The organism is Collinsella sp. TM05-37 (assembly GCF_003436455.1).
Classification (GTDB): domain Bacteria; phylum Actinomycetota; class Coriobacteriia; order Coriobacteriales; family Coriobacteriaceae; genus Collinsella.
Genome location: NZ_QSPN01000011.1, coordinates 12,512 through 26,933 on the forward strand (window position 1 = coordinate 12,512; position 14,422 = coordinate 26,933).

The following is a 14,422-nucleotide window of genomic DNA, read 5'->3' on the forward strand; positions in this document are numbered from 1 at the left end:
CGTCGAGCGGCGTGCCGCCCGCGCATGCGTATACATATCCAGAAGCCCCCGGACGCCGCACGCGCGGCCGCGTCCGGAGGAATAATGATGGGGAGCACCATTGAATTATCTGAGTGAGATGCTCAAATTGCCGGTCTTGGACGTCGACGGCGAAAAGCTCGGCGTGGTCAACGATTTTGGCATTGCTACCGGCGAAGTTTTTCCGCACGTGACGTCGCTCGCGTTCCGCGGCCCCGGCAAGACGCCGTTTATGATCAGCTGGCGCAAATGGGTCGACCGTATCGACGAGACGGGCGTGTATCTCAACACGTCTGCCACCAATATTCGCTTCTCGTACCTGCAGCCGACCGAGCTCCTGCTGGCGCGCGACGTGCTCAATAAGCAGATCGTCGACACGCAGGGCATGAAGGTCGTGCGCGTCAACGACATCAAGTTTTCCATGTCGGGCGAAAACCAGCTGCGCCTGTTGGGTGCCGAGGTCGGTGCCCGCGGTCTGCTGCGCGCGATCAGCCCCGCACTCGAGCACGTCGTCGAGGGCTTTATGAAGCACCTGGGCAAGCCGCTCAGCGAGGACATCATCGCTTGGTCCTACATGGACCTGCTCGACCGCTCGACTAAAAACATCCAACTCTCGGTGTCGCACAAGACGCTCGGCGAGCTGCACCCTGCCGACATCGCCGACATTATCGAGCAGCTCGACCCGCGCCTACGTGCGCAGGTGTTTGCGCAGCTCGATACCGCCCAGGCAGCCGAAGCTATCTCGGAGTTCGATGACGACGAGCTTATGACCGAGATGCTCGAGGGCCTGTCCGACACGGACGCATCGTCGATGCTGGCCATGATGGACCCGGACGACGCTGCCGACCTGATCGACGAGCTTGATTACGAGAAGGCCGAGAAGCTCCTGCGCCTGATGGGCGTCAAGGAGGAGAAGGCGATTCGTAACCTGCTGGGGTATGAGGACAACACCGCCGGCCGCATCATGACCTCGGAGTTTGTCTCCCTGCCCGCCACGGCAACGGTCGGTGACGCCATCGAGGCGATTCGCGAGCTCGACGAGGACTTCGAGAGCGTCTACTACGTCTATACCGAGGATCCGAGCGGCATGCTGACCGGTGTGCTTTCGCTGCGCACGCTGATCGTAGCCGACCGCGACGCCACGCTGGGTCAGCTGGCCTATCGCGACCTGGTCTACGTGTCGCCCGACGAGGACCAGGAAGACGTGACGGACGAGATGACCAAGTACGACCTGGTCGCTATCCCCGTCTGCGACGAGAACCGTCATATCCTGGGTATCGTAACCTTCGACGACGCCATGGACGTTATCGCCGAGGAGCATCAGGAGGACCTGCAGATCGCCGGTGTCGGCTCGGGCGACAGCGCGTCGGACGACTCGACGAACGTGCTCAGCTGGTTCGTGCATCGCCAGTACTGGGTTGTTGTATGGGGCATCGCGTCGTGCATCATGGCGACCGTGCTGGGAACGGCGCTCGGCTCCGCGCATCTGGTGGTGTTCCCCATGTGCGCCATGCCGCTCGTGCTGCTGGCGGCCTCGCGCATGGTGTCGTTCGTCAAGAACTACTTCCTGGAGTATGACGGTCACGACGACGAGCCCAAGCCGTATCTGGGGTTCTTCTTCCAGAGCACGGGCATGGGCCTGATTCTGTCGCTCGTGACCTACCTGTGCGCCCAGCTGGTGCGCACCGCTGCGTTCCTCGATGCGCCCATGTTTGAGGAGCAGCTCTTTACCGGGTGCTTTAATATCGCTGCCATTATTTGCCTGGTTGGCAACATGAGCGCCGTGATTTACCTGATGGTGCTGTTCTGGCGTGACGAGCATGACCTCAACACGTCGGGCACCGCCATGAACGTCATTGCCGTCATGATTTCGTGTGTGGCGTATTGCATCGCCGCGGTGCTGCTCGCCATATCAGTCATGGGTTAGGTGGTCGCGTGCAAAATACCAAGCAAAAGTCGGGCACCAAGCAAAAGTTGACCATCGCGGCCATCTTTGGCGCTATGGGTCCCGGTCTGCTGGCGGCGCTTTCGGGCAATGACGCCGGCGGCATTGCAACGTATTCCAGCGCGGGCGCCAGCTATGGCTACAAGATGCTGTGGATGCTTCCTGTCATGACTGTGCTGCTCATCGTGACGCAGGAGACCGCGGCGCGCTGCGGCTGCGTCACGGGCAAGGGCCTGGCATCGCTCATTCGCGAGCGCTTTGGCGTGCGCAAGAGTGTACTTGCTATGGCGGCGCTGTTGATCGCCAACACGGCTGTGACCATTTCGGAGTTTGCGGGTATTGCGAGCGGCCTTGCCCTCTTTGGCGTGCCGGCGAGCATCTCGGTGCCGTTGGTGGCGCTGCTGGTGTGGATGCTTACCATGTCGGGGAGTTTCCAGCGCATCGAGAAGATTCTGCTGCTGGTGAGCTGCGTGTTCGTGACCTACATCGTCGCCGCGTTTATGGCTGGCCCCAACTGGGGTGAGGTCGCGGTCGACCTGGTCGTGCCTAACATTCAAAATGACCCCAGCTACGTGTCGCTCGTGGTCGCAACGATCGGTACCACCATCGCGCCGTGGATGATTTTCTTGGCGCAGAACAACGTGGTCGATAAGAACGCGGGCGAGGACGACATCGTGCTGCAGCGTATTGATACCGTGAGCGGCTCGCTTGCCGCCGATGTTATTGCCGGCTTTATTATCATCACGACCGGCACGGTGTTGTTCCCGGCGGGTATTCAGATTAGCGATGCTGCCGATGCTGCCCGCGCGCTGGAGCCTATTGCGGGTCAGTGGTCTACGGTACTGTTTGCCTCGGGCCTGGTCGCGGCGAGTTTCTTGGCTGCCTGCGTGCTGCCGGGCGTTACGTCGAGCGCTATCTGCGAGGCATTTGGCTGGGAGCGCGGTGCCGACCGCAGCTGGGACGAGGCCCCGGTCTATCGCGGCATCATTACGGCCATCATCGGTATCTCTGCCGTGCTGGTGCTTATGCCCGGCGTCGATCTGTTCCAGATTATGATGACCTCGCAGGTCATCAATGGCGTGCTACTGCCCGTGGTTCTGGTGTTCCAGGTGGTTATCGCCGCCGACCGTCACATTATGGGCGCCAACCGCAACGGCCGCGTATGGAACGTGCTCACGTGGGCGACTATCGGCGTGATTACGGTGCTCACGGTCGTCATGTTTGTCCTGCAGGCGATGGGCTACAGCGCTTAACGCCCACTTTTGCTTCCGAACAGGCCGCAGCGATGGACTGCGGCCTGTTTTTTGCCCGCTATAGGGCATTAGTTATATGGCAGTGGACAAAAAATGCCAAATATGAGTACTGTTGCTAAGTGAATAGCATTTACATCCAAGAAGATAATGGACATAGCCGATAGTATGTTCATTAAAATTGGCTCCAATATGTCTTAAACCAGTCAGGTTGGCTGCTTTAGGGGGTTGTAGGGGTCGCTCGGACGTCATTTTGGGTGGTTTTGCCTGCTACTAAAATGGTAACAGTACTCATATTTGCCCCTTTTTGTCCACGACCCCTTGGAGCCGGCTCGAAAAGAGTGATTTTGGGTTGTTTGCTGCGGGTGTGGGCTTGGAAACAACGTTCGGGGTGGCGAGGCGCCCAGAATTTGGTCGCAAGGAGGGCGTTCCTCGGCTGTGTCAGGAGTGTCCCTGGGTGCCGGCACATAAGGAACGTCCCTAACTGTCGGAGGGGGTGCCTGCCGTGGCGCACCCCTCCGGATGTGGGAAGTTTGCGCTGCAGGTTACTTGTCGGTGCCCAGCTTGTGCGGCTTGAGAGCGAGCGCATTGACGAGCGCGTCGGTGGCAGACTTGACGGCCGCCGGCTGCAGATCGTTGACGTGATCCTCGGGATGCACGGGCAGGTCCTTCTTGACTGCATCGTGGATCAAGTTGAGGTACTCAGTCACGCCAGTGGTCGACAGGTGCGTGCCATCGCCATCGAACAGGTCGTTGCGATTGGCACTGTATCCGTACCAGTCGATAACGCGCACGTTCTTGTAGCGCGTAGCAGCGTTGGCGATGGCCTGGTTGGTAGAGCCAACCCACGGCTGCGGGCTGCGCGTGTTCACAAACACCACAATACGCTTATCTCCTGCATCGGTCATGATGGCGTCGATCTGGTCGTCGGTTACCAAGCCGTTGGTGCCCAGTGCAAAGACCACGATCTTGCCGGCAAGGTTCTGTTGGAGATAGCCCTCAAATGTCGCGCGGCCCGCATCAAACTGGCGGCCCTTTTCGGCATCGATATGGCTGTGCGGGAACACGCCGTCAAAGGAATCAACGGCGCGCAGCGACACGGAGTCACCGATCATCAACAGGTCGTAGGAGCCATCGGGGAAGCCGTCGTTGTCCTTGTCGGTGTCGTCGGCCGCCTGTTGGTCTGTGGGCGCGGTGTTTTTGGCTTCCTTGTTGAGGACTTCGGCGCCCTCACCGCTCAGTGCGGAGGTCTCCGGCACAAAGATCAGGCCGCCCAGTGCAACGACCAACACGACAGCGCAGGCTGCGCAGACAGGGACGTGCGCGCGCACCCAGTTGGCGGGCGCGGTGATGCCGTCGCGGAACTCGGATACGGTGCGCCCAAAGGCGCCCTTTCTAAACGGCGTCTCGATAAAGCGATATGAACATTCGGCTACGGCGACCACCAACAACACCTGCAAAATGTACTGCCACCACGGCGTATCGTTGATGTTGGCGACCGGGTTCATGAGCAACAGTAGCGGATAGTGCCACAGGTAGATGCTGTACGAGCGCTTGCCAACCCACACGAGCGGCTCGGCGGACAGTGCGCGGGCAACCATTCCCTGGGGCTGCACGCAGGCCGCGATGACCATGAGCGTGAGGATGGAGCATAGCAGCGTGCCGCCGCGATACTGGAACGCGGTGTAGCCGTTGGTGAGCGCGACCATGGCGGCAAGGCCAACCAGACCCACGACGCCCAACACATCGATGGATGCGGGCGAGGACCAAAAGCGCACGAGGGCGCTCGGCTGTGCCGGGACGGTCTCGGCTGCGTTGTCGGCCTTCTCGCCAGGCTTGCCCTCGGCGTTCTTGCCGTGCTTGGCGGCGCCAGCCAGGCGATTGAGCCCCAAACGATGAGCGAGACACACCGGCGCCAGGTCGCGATCGGGGATAAAGGCCATCCAGGCGCCCAGCAGCAGCGAGAAGACGCGGGTGTCGGTGCCGTAGTACACGCGGCTGGGGTCGGCGGCAGGGTTGTAGAGCACCATCATGGCAAGGGCGGATACCGCTGCGAGTCCCAGGACCATACGGCGCGTGTTGGGTTTGCTCACATGCATGGACACCATGGCAAACAGCAGCGGTGGCCAAACCAGGTAGAATTGTTCCTCGATGGCGAGCGACCAAAAGTGCGTAAGCGGCGAGGGGTCGCCCAGGGCGTTGAAGTACGAAACGTCCTGCATAATCTGCCACCAGTTGTTAAAGAACAGCAGCGACGGCAGAATGTCGGGACGCATCTTGGTGAGCATCACGTGGTTGAAGACGGTGCACAGCGCACAGGTTACAACCACAACGGTCACCACGGCGGGGACCAGGCGACGGATGCGGCGGATCCAGAAGCTCTTGAGGTCGATGCGGCCGGTCTTAGCGACTTCGTTGAGTAGCAGGCGTGTGATCAGATAGCCCGAAAGCACAAAGAAGATCGTGACGCCAAGCAGGCCGCCCTGAGCCCACGTGAGGTTGAGGTGATAGAGCACCACCGCGACGACGGCAAGCGTGCGCAGGCCGTCGAGCGCAGGGATGTAGCGGGACTTGGGGCGAGCAGGCGTCTGCTCCGCGGCGGGAGTGTTGGCGCGGCCAGCGTTGTTGGCAGAAGCGCGATGGGGGCTCGCGGTGCGTCGCGGCTCGTTGGCACGGCGCTCGCCCTTCACGCGTTCGTGCGGCGCCGGCTCGTTGCCCGTGCGGCGTCGACCGCGCGAGCCCGATTGCGAGAATTGTTCCATAAAACATCATCCAATGACGAGAATAATCAGCACGTATTCATTGTAGCTGCCTGCCCCTGTGAATGCTTGCTGCTGGCGCAAGCTCAAGCGCGCGTCCACATCAAAGTGGACTAAAGTTATAGGGGGTGCGAGAGTGCACAATCGTTGGTCGATGGTGGGCGCAAAGCCTGAAGACGAGGAGGTTTCCATGGCGGATCACAGCATCGTTGCGGTGTTCGGCAGCATGAACATGGACCTTTCGGTGGCGTGCGAGCGCATGCCGCGCGCGGGCGAGACGGTCGATGGCAGCGGTTTTATCACCAACGCCGGCGGTAAGGGAGCCAATCAGGCCGTTGCCGCTGCGCGCATGGGTGCGCGCACGTGCATGATCGGCGCTGTTGGGCGCGATACCTTTGGCGATGCGCTTGTGGCAGGGCTCCAAGATGCCGGCGTGGGCGTTGAGTCCGTGACACGTCTCGACGACGTGGAGACCGGTACTGCGACTATCATTCGCTGTGAGAGCGACAACCGCATCGTGCTGTCGCCGGGCGCCAACCATGCGCTTGCGGGCGAGGACGTTGCCCGCGCACTGAGGCGTTTGGTGGCCGACGAGCTCGACGGCGATGCCAGCGAGATTGCCCCGGCTGCTGGCGGCGTCTTTATCGCCCAGGGCGAATGTGACCTTGCGGCGACGGCCGGGGCGCTTGCTTGCGCTCACGAGCTGGGGTTCTATACGATCTTTAACCCGGCGCCCGCCTGCGACCTGCCGGCAGGAGCGTGGCCAGCGGTCGACCTGGTCTGCCCCAACGAGACCGAGTGCCAGGTACTGACGGGCATTCTGCCCACGGATGATGCGAGTTGCGTCGCCGCGCTCAATGCGCTGCTCGACAAGGGCGCCGGGGCTGCGGTCATCACGTTGGGCGGCGCCGGCTCGGTTACGCTCGGCGATGGCGGTGAGCCGCTGCGCATGCCGGCGCTTTCGAGCGCGGTGGTCGATACGACGGCCGCGGGCGATACGTTTATCGGCGCGTTGGCGGCGGCTCGTCTGGAGGGCCTGCCGCTCTTTGAGTGCATGGCGGCGGGTGCTCGCGCCTCGGCGGTGACGGTGTCGCGCCTGGGCGCTCAGCAATCAATTCCCACGCGTGCGGAAGTCGAGCACAAGTTTGGTTTAGACGGTTTGGATGTAGACGGAGAAGCGGAGTAGAACAATGGCAACCAAGAAGCTGATCCTTGATCTGGATATGGGTGTGGATGATGCGATGGCGCTTGCCTACGCCATCGCGAGCCCCGAGGTGGAGCTCGTCGGCATCACCACGTGCTTTGGCAACGTGCGCGTCGAGCAGTCGGCGCACAACTGCTTGGCGGTGCTCGACCTGTTGGGTCGTCCCGAGGTGCCGGTGTACCTGGGCGCCGATCGTCCCATGAAGGCGACCGAACCCTACACGCCGCCGGCGTCCACCACGCTTATCCACGGCAAGAACGGCATCGGCGGCGCAAGCGTGCCCGCCTCGCCGTACGAGCCGGTGGGCGCGACGTCGGCCGACGGCAATGCGGCGGTCGATTACCTGATTGATGCCGCGCGTACCTATGGTCCCGATCTGGTCTACGTTGCGACCGGCCCGCTCACCAATCTGGCGCTTGCCCTGGAGCGCGATGCGGCGGCGATGATGTCTATCGGCCGCGTGGTCGTGATGGGCGGCGCCCTTACCGTGCCCGGCAACGTGAGCGCGGGCGCCGAGGCCAACATGGCGGGCGACCCCGAGGCTGCCGACGCTGTGTTGCGCTCGGGCCGCAAGCTCACCATGGTGGGCCTGGATGTGACGCACCGCGTGGTGCTCACACGTCGCGACGTTGCCGGCTGGACGGGCTCGGGCACTATGGCTGGCTGCGCGTTTGCGAGCATGGTCGAGCACTATATCGGTTCGTACGAAATGAACGCGCCCTACCTGGGCGGCTGCGCGCTGCACGATCCGCTGGCGGTTGCCGTGGCGATTGATCCCACGCTCGTGGGTGCGCTCGGCTGTAACCTGCGTGTCGACCTGCTGGGCGAGTATCGCGGCCGCACCATCTGCGACGAGCACCGTCTGTCCGATCCAGATAAGAGCGCGCTCGTGGCGCTCACCGTGGACGCCCCACGCTTCCTGTCCGAGTTCAAGGCGCGTATGGCCCGCGTCCTGGGCTAAATGTTTTTCACGCCCCGCCCCAAGTAGTCAATTTGGGACGGGGCTTTTTTAGCTACCGAGCAAATGTGCCCGTTGGGGGAATAGTCGCGTCGCTTCGCTTGACAACAGGCTAAACTAGCTATTAAACATTTACTATTCTGTTTAGATTGAATTTGCGGTCGTTTAGTTGTCGAGTCACGGGGCGGTCAGGCCACGATGCTCGACCGCGACCGCTACTAGGGGGAACAATGGCCAAAGCAAGTGTTCGCGAAATCAGCCGCATCACCGGTTTTTCGCCTGCGACCGTGTCCAACGCGCTTAACCGCAAGCGCAGCGTGAGCGAGGAGACCGCCAAGGTCATCCTGGAGTGCGCGCGGTCGCTCGGCTATCAGCAGTCGACGCAGCTCGAGAGCATCCAGTTTGTGCTCGCGCGCAAGACGGGCGCCATCCTGGACGAGAGCACCTTCCACCCCGCGGTCATCGAGGGCGTGGAGCGCCAGGCGCGTCGCCACGGCATGAGCACGAGCTTTGTCTCGCTCGACTTTAGCGACCTGGACGCCGTGCGCCCGCAGGTCGAGGGCCTGATCGCCGACCCGTCGGCCGCCATCGTGCTGATGGGTACCGAGCTGGGTGAGGAAGACTATGCCTTGTTCGCCAACGCTGCCGCCCACTTGATCGTGCTCGATGGCTGGAGCGATCGTCAGTACTTCGATGCCGTAGTCATTGCCAACACCGACTCGGTGCTGCGCGCCGTGGACTACCTTATCGAGAAGGGTCACAAGCAAATCGGCTATCTGGCAGGCGACCTTCGCATCCGCAACTTTAAGGATCGCGAGCGCGGCTATCGCCAAGCGCTTGAGGATGCGGACCTTGAGGCCAACCCGACATGGCGCGTCACATTGGGCACCACGCTCGAAGGTGCTTATCGCGACATGGGCGCATGGCTCGACAGCGTCTCGCGCGACGACCTGCCGACGGCTTTCTTTGCCGAAAACGACGTGCTCGCCGTAGGCGCCATGCGCGCGCTGAACGAGCACGGCATACGTGTCCCCGAGGATGTCTCAATCATCGGCTTTGACGATCTGTCTTTGGGCGCCTTCTCCAATCCGCCGCTCACCACGGTGCACGTTCCCAAGCACGAGGTGGGCGAGATCGCGGTGCGCCGCCTGGTGGGCAACATCCGCAATCCCAAGAGCTATACCTGCAAGACGGCCGTGTCGACCTATTTTGTCGAGCGCCAAAGCGTGCGTGAGATCTAGGCAAAGGCAACGCTGGGCCGTAGGGAGGCAAAGCTCGCTAAGGCAGCCATACATAACGCTACTAAGAGAGGGTCCTTTGGGCCCTCTTTTTGATGCCCTTGTATGTTCAGTTTGTTTACATACCGTTTAGGCTGATTTCTCTACCGTCTACGGGTATTTCGCGTTAAACTTCTAAACAGTAGAGTAAAACATTTAGTAAACAGAACAAAACGAAACATGCGTCTGTTTACTGAACATGTGATTAGGGGAGGACGTACATGGACAAGATCAAGCTCGGCTTTGTGCCCACGCGCCGCAGTATCTTTAGCGCGCCGGACGCAATCAAGTATCGCGGCCTGACGGCTGATCGCCTGCGCGAGATCGGCGTCGACATCGTGGATATCGACGACATCAATGAAGAGGGCCTGCTGTTCGACGACAGCCATATCGAGCCCATCGTCAAGAAATTCCGCGCCGAGGGCGTCGATGGCATTATGCTGTGCCACGCCAACTTTGGCACCGAGTACGTTTGCGCTCGCCTTGCCCGCGAGCTCGGTCTACCCGTACTGCTGTGGGGTCCGCGCGACGAGCGCCCCGAGCCCGACGGCACACGCCTGCGCGATAGCCAGTGCGGCCTGTTCGCCACCGGCAAGGTCCTGCGCCGCTTCCAGGTTCCCTTCACCTACATGACCAACTGCCGCCTGACCGACCCCGAGTTCGAGCGCGGCGTTTGGGACTTTTTGGCCGTTTGCAACGTGGTCAAGACCTTCAAGCACACCCGCATCCTGCAGATGGCCACCCGTCCGTTCGACTTCTGGTCGACCATGTGCAACGAGGGCGAGCTGCTCGAGAAGTTCAACATCCAGCTTTCGCCTATCCCCATGACCGAACTTGTCCAGGCTGTGCGCGACGCCCAGGCCGACGAGCAGGCCATGGCCGCCATGCTTGCCCACATCAACGACAGCTTTGAGATCTGCATCCCCGAGGACAAGGTCCCCGCGGTCGCCGGTCTTGCCATCGCCATGAAGCGCTTGGTCGAGAAGTATGGCTGCAACGCCGGTGCCATTCAGTGCTGGAACGCTCTGCAGGACGAGCTGGGCATTATGCCCTGCGCCGCCAACGCCATCCTCAACGAGATGGGCATTCCTATCGTATGCGAGACCGATATCCACGGCGCCATCACCGCGCTGATGGTCGAGGCCGCCGACCTGGGCCGTCACCGCGGCATGTTCGCCGACTGGACCGTGCGCCATCCCGATAACGAGAACGGCGAGCTGCTGCAGCATTGCGGCCCCTGGCCCTGCAGCTGCGCGGCCGTCAAGCCCAAGCTCACCTACCCGCTGGCTTTCGATCACCCCGGCGCGCTGACGGCCGAGGCCAAGCACGGCGACCTCACCCTTGCCCGCTTTGACGGCGACAACGGCGAGTACTCGCTGCTGCTGGGCAACGCCCGCGGCATCGACGGCCCGGCCGGCATGGGCACCTACCTGTGGGTCGAGGTCGACAACCTCAAGCGCCTCGAGGCCAAGATCGTCGAGGGTCCCTACATCCACCACTGCGTCGCCATTCACGCCAACGTGGTGCCGGTGCTCTACGAGGCGTGCAAGTACATCGGCATTGTCCCCGACCTGTACGACCCCATCGAAGAAGACGTCAAAGCTTACCTGCGAGGAGAGTAGAAATGGCAACTATCGAAGAGCTTGAATCCCTGCGTTGGGACCTTCGCCGCGATTGCGTCGATATCATCATGGCTGGCGCCGGCGGGCACATCGGCGGCGACATGTCGGTCATCGATGCGCTGATGACCCTCTACGCCAATCACCTCAACATTTCGCCCGAGACCGTCGACGATCCCAGCCGCGATCGCTTCGTGCTCTCCAAGGGCCACGCCATGGAGGCCTACTACGCGGTGCTCTGCCACGAGGGCTATCTGGACCTCGACGACGTCAAGGCCCGCTTCTCCAAGTTCGGCAGCCCCTACATCGGTCACCCCAACAACAAGCTCAAGGGCATCGAGATGAACTCCGGCTCGCTGGGCCATGGCCTGCCCGTGGCCGTCGGCATGGCGCTTGCCGGCAAGATGGACGGCCGCGACTACCGCGTCTACACCATCATGGGCGACGGCGAGCTTGCCGAGGGCTCGGTCTGGGAAGGCGCCATGAGCGGTGGCAACTACCAGCTCGATAACCTGTGCGCGCTCGTGGACCGCAACCGCCTGCAGATCAGCGGCAGCACCGAGGACGTCATGAAGCAGGATTCGCAGGAGGAGCGCTGGGCTGCCTTCGGCTGGAACGTGCTTTCCATTCCGGGCAACGACATCCAGGCCATTGACGCCGCGCTGACGCTTGCGGCCGAGACCAAGGGAAAGCCCACGGTCATCATTCTCAACACGGTGAAGGGCTATGGCTCGCCCATTATGGAGGACAAGGCCGCCTGGCATCATCACCTGCCCAACGATGAGGAATACGCCCAGATCATCGCCGATTTCGCTGCCCATAAGGAGGCCATCAATGGCTAACAAGATCGCCAACCGTAAGGTTATCTGCGACACGCTGCTCGAGGCCGCCGAGACCGATAAGGACATCGTCGTCCTGTGCTCCGACTCCCGCGGTTCCGCATCGCTCACGCCGTTCTTCGATCAGTATCCCCAGCAGTCCGTCGAGGTCGGCATTGCCGAGCAGGACCTGGTGAGCATCGCCGCCGGTATGGCTTCGTGCGGCAAGAAGGCCTGGGCCGCCTCGCCGGCGTCCTTTGTGACCACGCGCTCGTATGAGCAGTGCAAGGTTGATGTCTCGTACTCCAACACCAACGTCAAGCTCATTGGCATCTCGGGCGGCGTGTCCTACGGCGCCTTGGGCATGAGCCATCACTCCGCGCAGGATATCGCTGCCATGAGCGCGATTCCCAACATGCGCGTATATCTGCCGAGCGATCGTTTCCAGACTGCCGAGCTCGTACGCGCCCTGGTTGCCGACAACAAGCCGGCCTATATCCGCGTGGGCCGCAACCCGGTCGAGGACGTGTACACCGAGGACGAGTGCCCGTTCCAGATGGACCGTGCCACCTGGGTACGTCGCGGCACCGATGTGACGATTGTCGCCACCGGCGAGATGGTCCGCCATGCCGTTGACGCCGCCGATCTGCTGGCCGAGCAGGGTATCTCCGCTACCGTGCTCGACATGTACTGCGTCAAGCCGCTCGACGCCGAGGCCGTGATTGAGGCCGCCGGTGCCACGCGCGCCGTCGTGACCGTCGAGGAGCACAGCCCCTTTGGCGGCCTGGGCTCCATGGTCGCGCAGGTCGTGGGCGAGCATTGCCCGCGTCCGGTTAAGTGCCTAAGCCTGCCCGACGCGCCGGTCATCACCGGCACGAGTCCCGAGGTCTTTGCGCACTACGGTCTCACCGGCGAAGGCATTGCCAAGACGGTTACCGAGTTCCTGCCCGCAGAGTAATTGGAATGTGACAAAGGGACAGCCCCTTTGTCACATTCGATTTGACGGAAGGAATGGGAGAGTACATGAGCAAATACATCATCGGAATCGATCAGTCCACGCAGGGCACGAAGGCGCTGCTGGTGGACGAGGGCGGCCACCTGATTCATCGTGCCGATCGCTCGCATCGCCAGATCGTTAACAGGGCCGGCTGGGTGAGCCATGATCCGGCCGAGATTGCCGCCAACGTGTTGGCCGTGGCACGTGCCGTGGTGGAGGAGACCGGGGTCGATCCGGCCGATATCGCCGGCATTGGCATCTCCAACCAGCGCGAGACCACCGTTGCCTGGAGCCGCACGACGGGCGAGCCGCTGTGCGACGCCGTGGTGTGGCAGTGCGCCCGCGCCCGCGAGCTGTGCGACGAGCTTGCTGCGCGCGAAGGCGTGGCCGAGCTGGTGCGCGACACGACAGGCCTGGTGCTTTCGCCCTACTATCCGGCGGGCAAGATGGCCTGGATCCTCGCGAACGTTCCGGCGGCTGCCGAGGCAGCGGCGGCGGGCGAGCTGTGCCTGGGCACCATCGATGCCTGGGTTGTCTGGACGCTCACGGGCGGCGCGGAGTTCCGCTGCGACTGGTCCAATGCTAGCCGCACGCAGCTCTTTGACCTGCGCCATGGCTGCTGGAGCGAGCCGGTGTGCGAGGCCTTTGGCATCGATCCGGCTTGCCTGCCGCAGGTGACCGACTCCGACGGTCTCTTTGGCACGACGGACCTGGACGGCTTTTTGCCCGCGCCCGTGCCGGTGCACGGCGTGCTGGGCGACAGCCATGCGGCCCTGTTTGCGCAGGGTTGCCACAGCCGCGGTATGGCCAAGGCAACGTATGGCACCGGCAGCTCGGTCATGATGAATGTCGGCAACGAGTTTGTCGCCAGCTCGCACGGGCTTTCGAGCTCGCTTGCGTGGCGTATGAACGGCGTGACCGAGTACGTGCTCGAGGGCAACGTGAGCTACGCCGGCGCCGTCAAGACCTGGCTGCGCGACGATTTGGAGCTCATCAACAACCCCGAGGAGGTCACCGACCTGTGCTACGCCGCCAATCCGTCGAGCCGCGTCTACTTTGTGCCGGCGTTTACCGGCCTGGGCGCGCCGCACTGGGCGAGTGATGCCGAGGGCTGCGTCTTTGGCATGACGCGCACCACGGGTCGTGCGGAGTTCGTAAAGGCCGCCGATGAGTCGATCGCCTATCAGATCTTCGACGTCATTGATGCGATGGTCGAGGATTCGGGCGCGGCGCTTGCCGAGCTTCGTGTTGACGGCGGCCCCACGCGCGATGCGTACCTGATGCAGTTTGAGAGCGACTTGGTCGGCTCGCCCATCCGCATTGCGAGCAATGACGAGATGAGCGGTCTGGGCGCAGCTTGGGCCTGCGGCATTGCGCTGGGCATGTACGCGCGCGATGTCGTCGACGTCTATGGCGCCCGCGGCATCGTGGAGCCTGCCATGCCCGCAGACGAGCGAGCCAAAAAGATCGTCGGCTGGCGGCATGCCGTCGATGCGACCATCGCGTACACGGCCTAAAATGATTTTTCTGGGACGGGGATTAAAAACTCATTGATCCTCGTCCTAGGCAGCTCATTT

10 protein-coding genes are annotated in these 14,422 nt (G+C 62.3%); 9 read left to right on the forward strand and 1 reads right to left on the reverse strand.

The window, feature by feature from the left end; all coding sequences use genetic code 11:
- The first annotated feature begins 100 nt into the window (after positions 1-100).
- Both DXD48_RS06795 and DXD48_RS06800 read left to right on the forward strand, forming a co-directional pair.
- A complete protein-coding gene (locus DXD48_RS06795; protein WP_117564512.1) occupies positions 101-1,945 on the forward strand; it encodes a magnesium transporter in 1,845 nt (614 codons plus the stop codon).
- Between the two features lie 74 nt (positions 1,946-2,019).
- Positions 2,020-3,216 carry an Nramp family divalent metal transporter gene (locus DXD48_RS06800; protein WP_006235731.1) on the forward strand — a complete coding sequence of 399 codons (1,197 nt, stop codon included), beginning with the start codon at positions 2,020-2,022 and terminating at the stop codon, positions 3,214-3,216.
- A 542-nt stretch (positions 3,217-3,758) separates the two neighbouring features.
- Here DXD48_RS06800 and DXD48_RS06805 read toward each other — a convergent pair.
- Complete coding sequence (locus tag DXD48_RS06805) at positions 3,759-5,975, reverse strand: acyltransferase family protein (RefSeq protein WP_117564513.1); 2,217 nt, start codon at positions 5,973-5,975, stop codon at positions 3,759-3,761.
- Between the two features lie 187 nt (positions 5,976-6,162).
- Between DXD48_RS06805 and DXD48_RS06810 the strand changes: the two genes are divergently transcribed.
- From DXD48_RS06810 to DXD48_RS06840, 7 genes are all read left to right on the forward strand, one after another.
- Positions 6,163-7,158 (forward strand): ribokinase, encoded by a 996-nt coding sequence (locus tag DXD48_RS06810; RefSeq protein ID WP_070097149.1) that lies wholly within the window; start codon positions 6,163-6,165, stop codon positions 7,156-7,158.
- 4 nt (positions 7,159-7,162) lie between these two features.
- A complete protein-coding gene (locus DXD48_RS06815) occupies positions 7,163-8,137 on the forward strand; it encodes a nucleoside hydrolase (protein WP_117564514.1) in 975 nt (324 codons plus the stop codon).
- A gap of 227 nt (positions 8,138-8,364) precedes the next feature.
- Positions 8,365-9,375 (forward strand): LacI family DNA-binding transcriptional regulator, encoded by a 1,011-nt coding sequence (locus DXD48_RS06820; RefSeq protein ID WP_117564515.1) that lies wholly within the window; start codon positions 8,365-8,367, stop codon positions 9,373-9,375.
- Positions 9,376-9,632: 257 nt separating this feature from the next.
- Entirely contained in the window at positions 9,633-11,033 is a 1,401-nt protein-coding gene (locus tag DXD48_RS06825; RefSeq protein ID WP_117564516.1) for an L-fucose/L-arabinose isomerase family protein, read from the forward strand.
- A 2-nt stretch (positions 11,034-11,035) separates the two neighbouring features.
- Positions 11,036-11,872 carry a transketolase gene (locus DXD48_RS06830; RefSeq protein WP_199407917.1) on the forward strand — a complete coding sequence of 279 codons (837 nt, stop codon included), beginning with the start codon at positions 11,036-11,038 and terminating at the stop codon, positions 11,870-11,872.
- Positions 11,865-12,806: a transketolase family protein gene (locus DXD48_RS06835; protein WP_117564517.1), complete on the forward strand. Its 942-nt coding sequence runs from the start codon at positions 11,865-11,867 to the stop codon at positions 12,804-12,806. The genes DXD48_RS06830 and DXD48_RS06835 overlap by 8 nt, the downstream gene beginning before the upstream one ends.
- A gap of 65 nt (positions 12,807-12,871) precedes the next feature.
- On the forward strand, positions 12,872-14,362 hold the full coding sequence (locus DXD48_RS06840) for a glycerol kinase GlpK (protein ID WP_117564518.1): 1,491 nt from the start codon (positions 12,872-12,874) through the stop codon (positions 14,360-14,362).
- Positions 14,363-14,422 lie beyond the last annotated feature (60 nt).